Origin of the sequence: Paraburkholderia solisilvae (assembly GCF_902859875.1) — a bacterium.
GTDB lineage: Bacteria > Pseudomonadota > Gammaproteobacteria > Burkholderiales > Burkholderiaceae > Paraburkholderia > Paraburkholderia solisilvae.
Genome location: NZ_CADIKF010000007.1, coordinates 91,527 through 107,315 on the forward strand (window position 1 = coordinate 91,527; position 15,789 = coordinate 107,315).

At 61.5% G+C, this 15,789-nt stretch carries 12 protein-coding genes; 6 read left to right on the forward strand and 6 right to left on the reverse strand.

Annotated features, from left to right (window positions below):
* Window positions 1-31: 31 nt before the first annotated feature.
* From HV675_RS06650 to HV675_RS32200, 3 genes are all read right to left on the reverse strand, one after another.
* Window positions 32-733 (reverse strand): response regulator, encoded by a 702-nt coding sequence (locus HV675_RS06650; RefSeq protein ID WP_175110081.1) that lies wholly within the window; start codon window positions 731-733, stop codon window positions 32-34.
* Window positions 730-3,357: a sensor histidine kinase gene (locus HV675_RS06655; protein ID WP_175110082.1), complete on the reverse strand. Its 2,628-nt coding sequence runs from the start codon at window positions 3,355-3,357 to the stop codon at window positions 730-732. The genes HV675_RS06650 and HV675_RS06655 overlap by 4 nt, the downstream gene beginning before the upstream one ends.
* Before the next feature lie 377 nt (window positions 3,358-3,734).
* Window positions 3,735-4,658, reverse strand: coding sequence for an NUDIX domain-containing protein (locus HV675_RS32200; protein ID WP_217478033.1), 924 nt, complete (start codon window positions 4,656-4,658; stop codon window positions 3,735-3,737).
* 580 nt (window positions 4,659-5,238) lie between these two features.
* Here HV675_RS32200 and HV675_RS06665 point away from each other — a divergent pair.
* On the forward strand, window positions 5,239-7,470 hold the full coding sequence (locus tag HV675_RS06665; RefSeq protein ID WP_175110083.1) for a GGDEF domain-containing protein: 2,232 nt from the start codon (window positions 5,239-5,241) through the stop codon (window positions 7,468-7,470).
* Here HV675_RS06665 and HV675_RS06670 read toward each other — a convergent pair.
* Window positions 7,437-7,607 carry a hypothetical protein gene (locus HV675_RS06670; protein WP_175110084.1) on the reverse strand — a complete coding sequence of 57 codons (171 nt, stop codon included), beginning with the start codon at window positions 7,605-7,607 and terminating at the stop codon, window positions 7,437-7,439. The two genes, HV675_RS06665 and HV675_RS06670, sit on opposite strands and share 34 nt — an antisense overlap.
* Before the next feature lie 142 nt (window positions 7,608-7,749).
* Between HV675_RS06670 and HV675_RS06675 the strand changes: the two genes are divergently transcribed.
* Together HV675_RS06675 and HV675_RS06680 are read left to right on the forward strand one after the other, a co-directional pair.
* Window positions 7,750-8,349 carry a hypothetical protein gene (locus tag HV675_RS06675; RefSeq protein WP_175110085.1) on the forward strand — a complete coding sequence of 200 codons (600 nt, stop codon included), beginning with the start codon at window positions 7,750-7,752 and terminating at the stop codon, window positions 8,347-8,349.
* 125 nt (window positions 8,350-8,474) lie between these two features.
* The gene (locus HV675_RS06680) at window positions 8,475-10,235 is read left to right on the forward strand and encodes a phospholipase D-like domain-containing protein (RefSeq protein ID WP_175110086.1); all 1,761 of its coding nucleotides are present in this window, start codon (window positions 8,475-8,477) and stop codon (window positions 10,233-10,235) included.
* A 326-nt stretch (window positions 10,236-10,561) separates the two neighbouring features.
* Here the strand turns inward: HV675_RS06680 and HV675_RS06685 are convergent, their stop codons facing one another.
* Complete coding sequence (locus tag HV675_RS06685; protein WP_175110087.1) at window positions 10,562-11,590, reverse strand: AraC family transcriptional regulator; 1,029 nt, start codon at window positions 11,588-11,590, stop codon at window positions 10,562-10,564.
* 167 nt (window positions 11,591-11,757) lie between these two features.
* Between HV675_RS06685 and kce the strand changes: the two genes are divergently transcribed.
* On the forward strand, window positions 11,758-12,696 hold the full coding sequence (gene kce / locus HV675_RS06690; RefSeq protein ID WP_175110088.1) for a 3,5-dioxohexanoate:acetyl-CoA acetone transferase: 939 nt from the start codon (window positions 11,758-11,760) through the stop codon (window positions 12,694-12,696).
* 127 nt (window positions 12,697-12,823) lie between these two features.
* Window positions 12,824-14,161, forward strand: coding sequence for an MFS transporter (locus HV675_RS06695; RefSeq protein WP_175110089.1), 1,338 nt, complete (start codon window positions 12,824-12,826; stop codon window positions 14,159-14,161).
* A gap of 274 nt (window positions 14,162-14,435) precedes the next feature.
* Here HV675_RS06695 and HV675_RS06700 read toward each other — a convergent pair whose 3' ends face one another.
* Window positions 14,436-14,768: a winged helix-turn-helix transcriptional regulator gene (locus tag HV675_RS06700; RefSeq protein WP_175110090.1), complete on the reverse strand. Its 333-nt coding sequence runs from the start codon at window positions 14,766-14,768 to the stop codon at window positions 14,436-14,438.
* 110 nt (window positions 14,769-14,878) lie between these two features.
* Between HV675_RS06700 and HV675_RS06705 the strand changes: the two genes are divergently transcribed.
* Window positions 14,879-15,742 carry an SDR family oxidoreductase gene (locus HV675_RS06705; RefSeq protein WP_175110091.1) on the forward strand — a complete coding sequence of 288 codons (864 nt, stop codon included), beginning with the start codon at window positions 14,879-14,881 and terminating at the stop codon, window positions 15,740-15,742.
* Window positions 15,743-15,789: the final 47 nt, after the last annotated feature.

Below are 15,789 nucleotides of genomic sequence, written 5' to 3' on the forward strand. Positions count from 1 at the left end.
GCGGCGTCGACGCCTGTGCCTGTGCTTGCGGCTACGACGCAAGCCCGGCGAGACGGTAACCGACCTGCAGTTCGGTCATCAGATGCCGCGGCTGCGTCGGGTCGTCTTCGAGCTTCTGCCGCAGCGTCACCATATACACGCGCAGATACTGCGGACGGTCCGCATAGCCCGGGCCCCAGACGTCCAGCAGCAACTGCCGGTACGTGATCACCTTGCCGTAGCCGCGAATCAGCGCGGCGAGCAGCCGGAATTCGGTCGGCGTCAGATGCACCGGCGCGCCGTGGCGCGTCACTTCGTAGGTCGCCAGATCGACGCGCACGTCCCCGAAATGCACGGTCGACGCGGTTGGGCCGTCGCTTGCCACGAGGCTTGCGCGGCGCAGCTGCGCGCGCACGCGCGCGATCAGTTCGGGCACGCCGAACGGTTTGGTCAGGTAGTCGTCGGCGCCGATATTCAGCGCTTCCACCTTTTCGGTTTCGCGATCGCGCGCCGACAGCACCAGCACCGGCGCACGCGACCAGCTGCGCACGTCGCGGATCAGCACCTTGCCGTCCTCGTCGGGCAGGCCGAGGTCGACGATCAGCAGTTCCGGCTGCCGGCTCGCGCTTTCGACCCGCGCCTGCGCCGCCGTGCTGGCTTCGAACACGGTCATCCCGTCGCGCTCGAGCGCCATGCGGATAAAGCGCCGGATATCGGACTCGTCTTCGACAAGCAGAATGCGCGGTTTTTTCATGCGGGTCTCTCTTCTTCGATGACAGGCGGGACGCCCAGCGGCAGACGGATCTCGAAACGCGTGCCCTGCGGCGCGCGCCGCTCCGCGTCGATCGCGCCTTCGTGCGCATCGACGATCGTGCGGCACAGCGCGAGCCCAAGGCCGACACCGGAGATCGTCGATTCCCGTACGCCACGTGTGAATGCTTCAAAGAAATGCTCCGGGTCGACATTCGGCAGACCCGGGCCGTCGTCTTCGATAAACAGATGCATCGTGTCTCCGACTGCGCGCGCGCGGATCTGGATCGTCGAACCATCCGGCGTATATTTGACAGCGTTGTCGATCAGATTGACCAGCACGCGCTCGAATGCGATCGCATCGATTTCGATCAGCGGCAAATCGGGCGGCAGCTCTGTGCGCACGCGATGCGCGGCAAGCGTGGTGCCGAGGCGCGCCAGCGCGCTGCCGGTAATCTCGCCGAGCGCGTGCCATTCCTTGTTCAGGCGCACGCCTTCGCTCTGCATGCGCGCCAGATCCAGCAGGTTCGTGACGAGCCGGTGCAGCTCTTCGGTTTGCAGGCGGATCGAGCGCGACGCGGCGACGCGCTCGTGCTCCGGCAGATCGCTGACCTGCTCGAGGGTTTCCGCGAGGCCGCGAATCGCGGTGAGCGGCGTTTTCAGGTCATGCGACACGGCCGCCAGCAGCGCGTTGCGCAGCCGCTCGCCTTCCATCCGCACCTGTGTGTCTTGCGCGATCTCGATGAAGTGCGTGCGCTCGAGCGCGAGCGCAATCAGCAGACAGCATGCGTCGAGCAGGCGCCGGTCGTCCGCGTCGTGCGACAGTTCGCCTTCCTCTGCGCAGATCGCGAGCACGCCGCGCGTGGAGATCGGCCCTTTCAACGGCAGATACAGCGCGCGCGCACCGCTTAAGGTCGGCGTGCCGGCGCCTGCCGCTTCCGCATGGTCGTAGGTCCATTGCGCGACAGACGTATCGACGAATTCTTCGCCGGCCGGTTGCAGCAATTCCGTTTGCGGCGTGCTGGACGCGGTTGTCAAATCAGGCAACACCAGTGCGACGCGCGCATTGAAGAGCGGCGCAATGGTTTGCCGGCACACCGCGGCGATCTGCGCGGGACGGATGGCGCTCGAGAGGTCCCGCGCGACGCGCGCGACCGCGGTTGCGCGGCGCTCGCCGGCGGTCGCCACTTTCGCCTTGTAGCGCAGCCGCGCCGCGAGCTGACTCGTGACCAGCGCGACCGTCAGCATCAGCACGAACGTCACCAGATATTGCGTGTCGGACACCGCAAACGAAAAGCGCGGCTCGACAAAAAAGAAATCGAAGCTGCCCACACTGATCAGCGCGGCCCACGCGCCCGCGAGCCGCCCGAGCCGCAGCGACAGCAGCACGACGTTCAGCATAAACAGCATCACGACGTTAGGCGTCGCGAAGAAGTGCAGCAGCACGCTCGCCACCAGCGTGGTCAGCGCGCATGCGATCACCGCGAGTATCAGACCGTTCAACGGCGTGTCGGCGGCGCGTTGCGTCAGTGCCTTCGCGGCCGGCGCCTGTGCATCGTCCGCCGTGCCGACGACCACCAGCCCGACGCGCGGATTCGCGCGTACGATCCGTTCGGCAACGTTCGCTCCCGAAAGCGCGGCGCACAGGGCTCGCCAGCGCGAACGCGGCGGATCGCTGCCGAGCACGAGCCGCGTCGCGCCGCGCTCGTGCGCGTAGCCGGCCAGCGTGCTGGCGATGTCCTCGCCCGGCAGGTTCGCAAACTCGGCGCCGAGGCTGTCGGCGAGATTCGCGAGCGTGAGCAGCGTTTCGCGCCCGTGCGGGTCGCGGCCGTCGGCCGGCTGATCGACATGCACGACTATCCATTCGGCGCGCAGATGTTGCGCAAGCCGCGCGCCTTCGTGGATCAGCCGCTCGTGCGACGGCTCGGCGCGAATCGCCACCATGATCCGTTCGCGCGCCGCACTCACGGTGCGCAGACGCCCTTTCAGACGCTGCCCATGCACGTCCGCATTCGCACGATCGGCGACGCAGCGCAGCGCCAGTTCGCGCAACGCGAGCAGATTGGCGCGCACGCGGTAGCTGCGCGCGCCTTCGGTCGCCGCTGTGAGCCGCGCGCTGCCCGACATCAGGCGTGCCAGCAGATCGTCGGGCGCCAGATCGATCAGCACGACATCGGCTGCATCGAAAAAGAAACGGTCGGGTACGGTCTCGCGCACGCGCAGGCCGATCAGATTGCTGACCGTATCGCCGAGACTCTCCAGTTGCGCGACGTCGAGCGTCGCGTACACGTCGATGCCCGCTGCGAGCAGTTCGTCGACGTCCTGCCAGCGTTTCGCATGGCGTCCGCCAGGCACGTTCGCACGCGCGAGTTCGTCGATTGCGACCAGTTGCGGATGCGCAGCCAACGCGCCGTCGACGTCGAATTCGCGCAACATGCGTTCATGATGATGAACGTGCTTCGGCGGCCGCGCCGGCAGGTTGTCGACGAGCCGCCGCAGCGCTTCGCTGCCGTGCGTATCGATCTCGCCGAGCGCGACATCGATGCCGTCGTCGCGCTGCCGGCGCACCGCCTGCAGCATCGCCCACGTCTTGCCGACGCCGGGACAGGCGCCGAAGAAAATTTTCAACCTGCCCCGTTCGACGCCAGACGCTTGAGCTTGAGATTCCTGTCCTTGAACGCGGGGTTCGGACGCGCTTTGCATTCCCTTCACAACGATCCATAAAGATGCTGTAAAGACTTTCGCCAGAACCGTATAAAAGACGTATCGAAAGCTCTACAAAAATAGCGTGATAAGCATGTCGATCATGCTTGATGCCGATGAATGGCGCGATCACACCGCCCACTCCGTAGATTAACAAGTTACGCGACAACAGGCGTTGCGCGGTTCCGCGCGATAACGCGCGCCTTTAAGCGCGAGCGGGATCACGCCGGGTTGAGACGGCTTAAAACGGTTTATGAAGTCGTGCAGCGCGTCCGGTTTGAACCCCGCAGCGCGCGTTGGCATCAACGGATAAAGACCTCGCGATGCGTGCGCCACGCGAGCACATCCTGCACGCGGCGCGCCTGCGCGGCGACCATCGGAAAGCGCGCGAGTTCGTCGAGCTTCACCCACTGCGCGTCGGTCGATTCGTCGTCGTGCGAAAGGTGTTCGCCCGATGGGGATGCGGACGCCGCGAGCAGAATCGAAAACTCGCGGCGTACTTCGCCGTCCGAGTACGCGATGATCGTCGCCGGGTCCGTGTAGCTGCCGATCATTCCGGTAATCGCGATATCGATGCCGGCTTCTTCGCGCACCTCGCGGCGCGCGCAGCCTTCGAGCGAATCGGTCAGTTCCATCGTGCCGCCGGGCATCGCCCAGTAACCGCTATCGCGGCGCTTGACGAGCAGGAGCCGGCCCGAAACGTCGAACACGGCGACCGCAACCGCGGGCTTTAGCGCATTCGCGACGGGTAGCGCGGGCGCTTCGTGATCCGTGCGCCCTGCCCGCGCGTTCAGATCGATACGCGTGACACGCAAGGTTTCGCGTGCCCATGCGTCGACGGCTTGCGTCATCGGCAAGGTTTGCTTGTCGTTGCCGGCTGGATATTTGACAAAGAGAATGCGCGTGTCGCGCTTGATGCGCTGCACGTATGCGGTGCCCGGATAGATCACGTAGAAATCGCCGGTGCGAAAGCGGTGTATGTCGCCGGTATCGATGTCCTGGTATTCGGTCATGCCGCGCAGCACGTACTGATACTCCTTCGCGCGTGCGTGGCGATGCGCGGGTTCGAACCCGGCGTGTACGTAGTCGGAAATGCCGACTTCGATGTCCTCGTCGTGAACATGCGACAGCGGCTGCGGCGCTTGCAGCGCGCCGGCCAGATACTGACGCGTGTGACCGGCAAGCGCTGCTTCGATCGCGGCGGCATCCAGCGATTTGAACGGCATGTCGTTTCCCGCTACGGTAGTTCGAACTGTCGTCATGGTACGACAGGCCGGACGCGATACGTGTTGTCGCGGCAAGCCGGCAGCGGAGCGAACCACCTACTGCGGAGAAATGGATGAACGCGCGATCGGGACGTCCCCGGCAGGCAAAGTAGCTACATGCCAATGCGGACGTGCATGAGCGCGTCTTTAACCGACCCATCGAGGGGCGCTCGGCACGCTCGATAGCAGCCGTTCCGGGAAGCGTCTGCCAAGCCGTCGATCCGATAGCGCTTTGACGTCCCTGCCGGCGGCACTCAAGCGAATTTCGAGCCTGGAGGCAATCCACGCGTCGAATTTATGCGCGGAAGATCGATTTCGAGCCGCGACTCGACGACGAAACAGCGCTGGCAAGTGCCTTGCTACCGTATAACCTTATAACCGCATACGCTGTGGCAGATACGGACTGAACCCATCCTGGCGCGACCGTGGAATCCGGGTTACCAGGTTGGCCGAAAGACCGAAAATCGACGCGCGGGCCCGGTCTGATCGCGCGACGGGTTCTGCTGCAGCCGATACCGAATCGACACGAAGGAAGGGAGACATGGCTGCCTTTATGAGTAACCAGCTCGACTTCATTTTCTTCTTTTACGGTCTGGCGTTCATCCTACTCGGCTTCACGTGTTTCGCCATCGCGAGAAGCTCGATGGGAACGACACGCGCAGCCTGGGGGATGCTGGCCGGGTTTGGCTTCGTGCACGGCCTGGGCGAGTGGCTGGATCTCTCCGCACTGATCGTGGGCGACAGCCCCGCGTTCGCCGAAATGCGAACGGCGGTCATGGCCCTATCGTTCGTCCTGCTGCTGGATTTTGCCCGGTCGCTGGCAATCGGATGGGGTCTGCGTGTGCCGGGCCGATGGATACATGTGCTCCCGGTGACGTGTGTCGTGCTGGTCGGCGTTGCCTACGGCCTGACTCCCGCTCACATTGTCGCGCGGTACGCCATCGGATTGACGGGCGCACTCGCGGCGAGCCTGGTGTTCGCATGGCAGGCCAGCGCCGCTTCCGGCGCAGCAAAGCGATTTGCCGTCTTCGCGTCCGCCGGTTTCCTGCTCTATGCCGTCGCTGCAGGCATCGTGGTGCCTGCAGCGCCATTCTGGCCTGCGAATGTCGTCAACTACCGGTCCTTCTCCAGTGTGACGGGACTTCCTGTTCAACTTGTCCGCGGCTTGCTCGCCTGCTGGCTGTCGTTTTCGATCTGGGGCATCTTCTGCCAGCAGATTGCCGCGGACATCTCTTCGGCGCGTTACACCGCCTACGTCCGCCGGCATCTCACGTGGACGCTCGTTGCGATGGCCGCGATTCTCCTGTGCGGCTGGACCCTGACCGAGTACCTGGGAGGGATCTATCGGCGCAACGTGCAGCAGGAGGCGCGTGCCGACATCGATCTGCTTGCCAGCCGGCTGGCAGGCGAGATGGCGACCGTCGAAGGCATGGTCAAAGCGCTGGCCGGATCGCCTTCCGTACTGCCCTTGCTGAAAGGAGCCGATGTTCGCGACGAAGCCGCCGCGCGCGCCACGCTCGATCTCGACGTTGCATCGTCGGGCGCGAAGCAAGGCTATCTATTGAACGCCGCGGGCGTGGTAGTCGCCGCGTCGAACGGGCGAGCGATGATTGCCGGTGTTCCGGATCGCAGCGCAGCATCGTACTTTCGGACATCGCTAGCCGGCAAAGCGGGCTACCAGTTCGTGTACGACGCCGCGACCGGCGCGCTCGACTACTACGCCAGCTATCCGATCCGCGAGCCTGATGGAACGGTGGTCGGCGTTGCCGTGCTGACCCGGTCGCTGGACACGTTTGAAACGGATCTCCGGCAATTCGATCGGCCGTATTTCTTTGCGGATCCGCAGGGCGTCGTCGTGATGACGAACCGGCCGGCCGCGCGACTGCGTCACCTTTGGCCGGTTGCCGCAGGCGGCCGGTCGCCTCCGTCGCCAATCGTACGCGGCTTCGCAAAGCTCAGCGAGCGGCCGATGCTGGAAAAGGAAGTCGTCGACGGCAGCTGGACCAACGTGGACAACGACCGCAATTACGTGCGCCGCCGCTTTGTGGGGCAGACCCAGTGGTCGCTGGTCATTCTCAAGCCGACGCACGAGATCTTTGTGAGCCGCTTTCTTGGCATTGTCATCACGCTGCTCGTGACGATCATGGCGTTAATTTACATGTTAGGCAGAGGGCGCTGGGTTCAGGATGAGATCGAGACGGGCAACCGTATCAGGCTTCAGCAACAGGCAATCGAGCTGGGTCTGCGGGCGAGCACGGACCCGCTAACGGGCTTGTATAACCGGCTGATGCTGGACAAGACGCTTGCTGACGAGATCGCGCGCTCGGACCGATACCGCACACCGCTCTCGCTGATCCTGTTCGATGTCGACAACTTCAAGCGAATCAACGACAGCTACGGCCACCCCGTGGGCGACAAGGTGCTGGTTCAACTGTCGCGCTTCGTGCCCAATCTGCTGCGCAAGAATGATTTCCTTGCTCGCTGGGGCGGAGAGGAGTTTCTGATGGTGGTACCGGGGACGTCAGGCTCAATGGCGTTTCAAGCCGCGGACAAGCTGCGCGACGCGATCAGCCATGTCGTGTTCGGCGAGGTGGGATCGGTCACGTGCAGTTTCGGCGTGGCCGAATACGAGGCCGGCGAATCGGCGGCGGAGCTTATCGCGCGGGCCGACGGCGCGCTGTATCGCGCGAAGGCGAATGGTCGCAATCAGGTTGTGTTGGCGCCGCAACCGGGTATGAGTCAGGCTGCGCCTGTGTCGGTGGACTCTTTGTAGTGCTGGGGATTGGTATCGGTGGGATTTCCTGGTGGCCAGTTATCGTCGCCATTCATCTTGCCGTCGAACAGCGTCTTGCCTTCATCCTGTCCTTTCGCCTGCCATGCCCTGAAGCGATAGCGATCGTACCTTGCCATTTGGCACGCGCACTATATAGTGAATCTGAAAGTCGGTCAGAACCACAAACGAACATCAGCCGTTTGCAATCCTCGCACTTCCATTCGCGCATCAGCCCCGGGACAACGCAGCACTTCTGTTTCCGCATGAAGGGAGTCCGTCATGCCTGAACCCGCCACACTAACTGCTTCAGTTCAAGCCTCGTCCACCGCGGCAGACTATTATTCCTCCCCGCCTCTTTTGATTCCAATTCCTTGGGACAACCGTTTCTTGCCGGATCGGGATTGGTATTTTCGTCGCGATTGCGCTTTGCACCGGGCGTCGGCACGGTCGACGCAGTATCCATCGATTAGCGCGCAAAGCGGCCCGGTTTCGGAGGCCGAGGATGGCACGCGTGCGATCGCATTGGCGCGTGCCACTATCGAGTACCTGGTCGCACAACATGATCTGGCCTGCCTCATGGGACCCGGCGGTACCGAGGGCGCGACGAACGCGATCAGCCGGCGCATGATGGAAATCGTCGACTGGTACTGCGGGAACGAGCCGCGCCGGATTCATATTCCGTTTCACTGGCCTTGGCCGCCGGGCTGGGGCGGCGACGATGTGATAAAGCTGCGGCCGGAGGAGTTGCTCCTGATGGCGGTGCAGTTCAGACACGCCGCCGCTATGCTAGCGGACTCAACGCTTCGTGAACCACTTGTCGCCTCGGCGACTCGTCTTGTTGAAACGGCGACGAAGGAACAGGTTCGTGAAATGACGTAATCGAACAATAGCGCCTTGTCTGTCCGGCTGTCTCCGTGCGCTCACACGGTTTGCAGAATGAGGGCTAGCGGATACATATCCTCCTCTTCCTGTCACTGATTCACATAGGCTAGAAAGGAATCCGCATGACCACCAATATTCGCCTGATCGTCAATTGCGACGACGCGGTAATATTCTGGACCATTGCAAAGCCTATTACGGATTGCCTGGGTTTTGCGATTGAAAAGGATTCGAGAACACTCGACGGCAAGGTAGTCCGTAGCACACTCGATAACCGGAAGGGATTTGAACGAGACAAGCCGAAGCTTGGTGAGGTTCGCCCGTCGACTGACTGGCCATTCCAGCGATTCTGGTGGGCGGACTTTACGGCGAACCTCGGTGACGAGGTGCGATATCGCGTCACGCCAATGATCCATACGCAAGGCAAGCTACGCCAGCTAGTCAGCGAGCAAAGCGATTGGACCGCATGGAGCAAGCTGTCGGGCGGCACGCAGGACGGATTCTCCTCATACTTCAATCGCGGCCTGGTCATTTCCCAGTTCATGTCGCGCTATCTGGAAGATCTTCGTGTCAAGAACAACCTGAAGACACGCAAGGAAGCGCTAAAGCTGTTCAAGGACAGCCTGACCCAGCACGAGCTGCCCATCCGGAACTTCCTCTCCGGCACATTGCGAACCGAGATGCTGGCGCTGCTCGATAGTGCAAAAAAATCGAAAGGCCATCTTTACGCGGCATTGTACGAACTCGATGACGACGAGTTGATTGCAGGTCTGACGGCGCTCAAGGGAAATGCGCATGTAGTGCTCTCCAATGGATCGATCGAAAAGAAGAAGACCGAAACTTCGAAAGAAGCACGCCGGAGAGATGAAAACAAGCGCGCCCGCAAACTGCTGAAGGACAGCGGAGTAGAGGTGTTTAACCGCTTTTTATCGCCGGGCGCGCTCGGTCACAACAAGTTTCTTACGCTAACTGATAGCAAAGGTAACGCGAAGATTGCCTGGACCGGCAGCGCAAATTGCACCACTACTGGCCTTTGCACGCAGATCAACAACGGTTTGCGTATCGAGAGCCCGGGTGCGGCCGCCGAATATCTGGCGCAGTGGGAGCGGCTCCGGGACGCCGAAAGCGCGTTCCCGAAGGCGCTAGTCGAAGCGAACGATCAGCCTGCCACTTTCAAGTCCGGCAAGCAGTCCTCTTCCGGCGAGATCTGGTTTACGCGCACGCACAACGAGGTCGATCTGGCGGCGCTGAACGATGTGGTCAATTCGGCGAAGGAAGCCGTTATGTTCCTGATGTTTCAACCCGGCGGCACGGCCACGCTCGCCACGATTCGTGCTCTGCAGGCAGCCAGGAAGTCGCTCTACATCAAGGGGGTGGTCAGTACTCCGCCCAGTGATGGGGATAGCACCGACGAGAGCGAGGTTACCGTCGAGACGTTCACCCAGAACAAGAAGGCCAGTGCCACGCTCGACATCGTCCGGCCGGAAGGCATGAACAAGCTTGCCAACTGGGCGGCGACGGTCACCCGCAACGAGTTTCTCACCCGCCAAGGCGGAGTTGTCGGCTACGCGATCGTGCATTCAAAGCTGATCGTCGTCGATCCATTTACCAAACCGGTCGTCGTGACCGGGAGCCACAACTTTTCGGGCTCGGCAAGCAAGAAGAATGACGACAACTTCATCATCGTGCGCGGCAATCAGGAGCTGGCGTTGCACTATGCCACGCACATTCTGTCGGTGTATCACCACTACCGCTGGCTGGCATATGTGAACGATCTGCAGAAGAGGGGTAAGCAACCTGGCGGCTTCCTGCTTGAGACCGGCGACTGGCAGAAGGCGCAACTCAACGGCGACGCGAAGAGGGAGCTCGACTTCTGGGTGCGTTGATGGTCCGCCGGATTGGCCGCCAGCCAAACCGCGCTAACGAATTCGCGAAAAGATTGAAGCCCATGCCAAGCGGCGACTATCTTTGACCACCTCGTTCGCCAGGTTCTTCGAACACGTCACCAGCGCGGCTTGGGTCACGTTGTAGATCGGCTCGCAGCAGCGCGACTGCGCCGCGCAGATCGACGCGCCATGCAGGATCGCCGCCGCATCATCGGCCGCGCGGCCAGCACAAGATCCACGCCTGCCTTGGCCTCAACGATGCCGCCGAATGTCCATTGACCGTCGATAGCTGCAGCTTCAATCAATCGCAAGCTGCGCCACAAACCCTACTGCTGCCGTATCTCTCCCGGCCCTTTCCCGGTCCACCGCTTCAGCGCTCTGCGGAAATTAGCTACATCGCTGAACCCAAGCAGCATCGCGACATCTTCGGTGCTCATCCTCGTCGTTTTCAGATACTCAGTCGCCAACGAGCACCGCACATCGTCCACAATGGCCCCGAACGACGTGCCTTCCGCCTCGAGCCGGCGGCGCAGTGTTCTACTGGTCATCTTCAACGTATCGGCCACCGCTTCCATATTCGGAAACTCACCGGGTTTGCGCATCAACTCCTGATAAACCTCGCCGGACGCGCCCGACGAGGTTTTCGCTTGCCCGATAAGCCGGTCGCAGGTTTCCTGAAGCAATGCCGCCGAGTGCCTGTGAGCCAGTTGCGGCTTGAATTCGAGTATGGCGCTGTCGTACACGAGTTCGCACTGTTGCGCGTCGAACTCGCATGGGCAGCCTAGATACTGGGAATACATCCGCGCATGAGGCGGCGCGCCATAAGAAAAACACGCCCGCAGCGGCGGACAGCTTTTCCCCGCGACATCCTGCAGATGAGTGACGTGCTGCGTGTACTGCTGCTCGAGCAAAAACTGTTGTATGTCATGCGGCAGATCCGACCTGAACGCATCGGGAAAGGTCCAGACGGCGCTATCCGGACACTCCGTCCATTCGATCGTCAGCGTGGGTGTGGCAAGACGATGATATTTCACCCCGAGCCGGAAGTAATCGCGCAGCGACAGGCAAGACATCAACGCATATCCATACATGCCGTAAGCGGCGAGATGCAGCCGGGCACCCGTCTTGAACGGCGTGGCCGGATCCGCTGAAAGACGCACGGCATTACCGCACACCGCAACGTATTGGCGCACCGATGTCAATGCCGATGCATCGTCAATCTGGCTGGGAGCAATGCCGCTTCCGCTAAGACTGTCTTCGGCGGAAATGCCTTGCTCCGCCAGCACCTCGACCAACGCCGCGATTTTGTATGGCGCATAAATGCGCTCGTTCAGAAGCGGAAATCTGGAAGACAATGCGCCTCCTCCGAGTGTCCTGAGCGGACATCCCTCTGTCCGAAATAGACCTTACGGACGGAATCGTATCTCACTATCATCTTGTGCAACAAGAGAGGGATTCCGTGTTGCAGCCGGAACGCCCGCCAACCAGACGGAGACAGCCGGCCCTGCGCCGGCATCGATCAATGAGCAACCTGAATCGCAAGATCATCATCACCTGCGCCATCACAGGTTCGGCGCACGTCCCTTCGATGTCGGAGCATTTGCCGTTCACGCCCGAGGACATCCGCACTCACGCCATCGACGCGGCGCAAGCGGGCGCCGCCATTCTTCATCTGCACGCGCGCAATCCGGCGGACGGCCGGCCCACGCCGGCGCCTGAAGTGTTCAGGCAGTTTGTTCCCGCGATTGCCGAGCGCACCGACGCGGTCATCAATATTTCGACCGGCGGCAGCACGCGCATGACGCTCGACGACAGGCTCGCCTATGCGCGCGTCGCGAAACCCGAAATGTGCTCGCTGAACATGGGTTCGATGAACTTCTCGTTGCACCCGATCGCGGCGCGCATGCCGTCGTGGCGGTTCGATTGGGAGAAGGAATATATCGAGGGAATGGAGGACATGATCTTCCGCAACACATTGCGCGACATCCGGAACATCCTGACCGAATTCAACGATTACGGCACCCGCTTCGAATTCGAATGCTACGACGTCGGGCACCTGTACACGCTCGCCCATTTCGTCGACGCCGGATTGATCAAGCCGCCATTTTTCATTCAGTCGGTGATCGGCATTCTGGGCGGCATCGGCCCCGATCCGGAGAATCTCGTTGTGATGCGCTCGACAGCCGACCGTCTGTTCGGCCGCGATCAGTATCAATTCTCGGTGCTCGGCGCGGGACGGCATCAGATGTCGCTAGTCACCATGGGCGCGATTCTGGGCGGCAACGTACGCGTCGGACTCGAAGATAGCGTCTATCTGGCAAAGGGTGTGAAAGCCCGCAGCAACGCCGAACAGGTGCACAAGATTCGTCGCATTCTCGAAGAACTGTCGTTCGAGATTGCGACGCCCGCCGATGCGCGCGCCATGCTTGGGTTGAAGGGCCGCGACAAGGTTTCGCTGTGAGCCGCACCACCGCTTGCCGCAAGACGCGTTTGTTCTAACCGCCACATCATTTTCAAGCTGCAACCAGCACATCTGCAGCACTCAAGGGCCGGTAAAAAGCAGCAGGCGAACAACAACTGGAGACGATATGAATGCCGCTACCGTTGGCGAAGGCATGGACGCAACCCATCGTCTTGCGACGCATAAGGCGATGCTCAGGCTGTTGCCGTTGATGTGCGCGATCTACTTTCTGTCGTTTATCGACCGCACGAATGTCGCACTGGCCAAGAACGCGCTTGCCGCGGATCTCGGCATCAGTGCCGGCGCATACGGGCTTGGCGCAGGCATATTCTTTATCGGTTACGCGCTGCTCGAAGTGCCCAGCAATCTCATCGCACATCGCGTCGGACCGCGCAGATGGATCGCGCGCATCGCGGTGAGTTGGGGCGTGTTATCGACGGCGATGATGTTCGTGCGGGGCGAGTGGTCGTTCTACGTTCTGCGCGTTCTGCTAGGCATCGCGGAAGCTGGGCTCTTCCCTGCCCTCATGTATATGGTGACGCTCTGGTTTGCGCCGAAAGACCGCGCCGTTGCGGTCGGCTGGATTTACACCGCGCCTTCGCTTGCATTGATGCTCGGCACTCCGCTTGGCGCGGCGCTGATGCAACTGGGCGGTGTCGGCGGTCTGCGCGGTTGGCAATGGATGTTTCTGCTCGAGGGAGTGCCGACCATCGTGGCCGGCGTCGTCCTCTACTTCAAGCTGCCGGACCGGCCCGGTTCGGTCAAATGGCTCACGCCGCTACAGGCGCAATCCCTCGAGACGCATGCGGTTATCGACACGCATGGTCATGTCGAACTGTTCTCGCCAGACTGGTTTGCGGCAATCAGGCGGCCGACCACCGTTCTGATCGCACTGATCTACTTCCTGAATCAGGTGGCATTCGTAGGCCTGTACTTTTTCACGCCGTCAATCGTTTCGCAGATGCACGTGAAGTCGCCGCTGCTGGTCGGACTGCTGTCCAGCAGCGTCGGCTTCGGCTTTCTGGTGGGCGTGCTTGCACTACCGCGCATTCACCGCCGCGTGAGCAACGATTGTGCGTTCCTTGGCGTTCTGACGGCGGGACTCGTGGTCAGCGGGCTCGTATTTATCGAGAGCGCAAGCCAGACCGTTCAGATCGTCCTTCTCGGCGTAACCGGATTCTTCGCGGGTGGCATTCTGCCGTCGTACTGGGCGGTCGCCATGAAAAGGTTGCAGGGTATTCAAGCCGCTGCGGGTCTCGCCTTCATCAATACCATCGGATTGCTCGGCGGCTTTGCCGGGCCGTATCTTTTCGGACTCGCGGAGACCTGGAGCCATCGAAGCGATGCGGGCTTCAAGGTGATCGTGGCGGCCTCGGCAATCGGCTTGTGTCTCGTGCCGCTTCTTGCAAGAGCGATCCGGCTCGCGCAACGGCCTGCAGCCGCGCGCGCCGCTGCGTTCAATTGAAATTTCCACGATCGGCTCGCCAGCATCGAGCGATGCACGAAGAGACATGTGAGTCCGATCAGGCGCAATGGCATTGCGTATCTTCACGCCGCCGGCCGCGGAGTTGCCGATGATTCACCGGTAAGCCGCGGACCCGGATCTTCTTCGGCTAATTTACCGGTTGTGAACGCCTACGAATACTCTTGACCTCTTGCGGCCACGCACTGGTTTCCTGGTTGATCGAGACCATTCCGCCGCATAGACAGCGCACGCCGCTTTTTCGGACTCTTAAAACTCAAATCGCCGAGGCGGGCGCCAATTGAGGAACGCTTGACGCCCAAACCGCCATCGCTTCGAGCACGGGCCGCAAGCGCTCACCGACCGGCGTCAGCGTGTATTCCACCCTGGGTGGCACCTCAGCGTAAACCGCGCGCGTGACGATTCCGAACGCTTCGAAGCGGCGCAGGCGGCTCGTCAGCGTATGCGGGCTTATTCCGGGCAGCGCCTCGCGCAACTGACTGAAGCGAAGTGTTCCATGAAGGAGCTCTCGCACGACGAGCGTCGCCCATGGCCCTTCCAGCAGAACCAGAAAGCGCGCGACTCCACATTCGGGAAGTTTTCCGCTCATTCGCTGCAACCTCCAATAGTGCAGTTGATGTAACTGACGCTCGAAATGTAGCATGCTTGAACGATGTGTAAAACATCGCATCCGCCCAATTTTTCAAGGCTGAAGAATTCATGACTTATGTCATTCACGGCGCGACCGGCGCTCAAGGAAGACCCGTACTGACCGCGCTCAACAGCGATGGCAAGCCTGTCGTGGCATTGGACCGAAACAGCGGAAATGATGCCGCGGCGACGCGCGTTATCGCGGCCGACTACAGTTCCGCCGAGCAGCTTGCCAACGCGTATCGAGGCGCCGCCGGCGTATTCATACACTTGCCTCTAGGCTCAGAGGAAGTTCGCCTGCGCTACGCGCACAATATGGTTGCCGCGTTAGCCGACGCGCGCCCCGATCGTGTCGTTATCTCGACCAGCGGTCAGATTATCGACAGTCCGGATTCTCCGCTGATGCAGGCCGCTGGAACCGCGTTGCCCACGCTGCTGCGCGGCGTCGCGGAACTCGGCCTCTCACATGCGATCGTCGCTCCGCGGATCTACCTCGAAAATCTGCTGCTCCCCCCGGTGATTGACGGGATTCGCTCGCGCGGCGTATTGCGCTACCCGTTGCGCGCGGATCTTCCGGTGTCCTGGGCCTCGCATCTCGATGTCGCGGATGTCGCAGTGAAGCTATTCGAGCGAGTCGACTTCAACGGCGTGGTGGCCGTCGGCCAGTATCCGCCCGTCACCGGCGACGGCCTCGCTCGCGCATTCTCCGAGGGCCTCGGCACAAACGTGGAGTATGAAGCGATCACGCCCGAGGAATTTGGCTCATCGATGATTCCCCTGGTCGGCGCCGACACGGCGGCCAGAATCGTCGCGCTCTATACGGCGATCGCATCGTTATCCACGTTCTCTCTGGCGCCGGAGTACAGCGTTCAACATCTTTTGGAAATGACACCCCGCAGCACGCAGCAATGGCTGAGCGACCTCGGAATATAGGGCACACCGCGTCGCCGCTGATGATTTGCTCGCAGGTGCCGATGGTG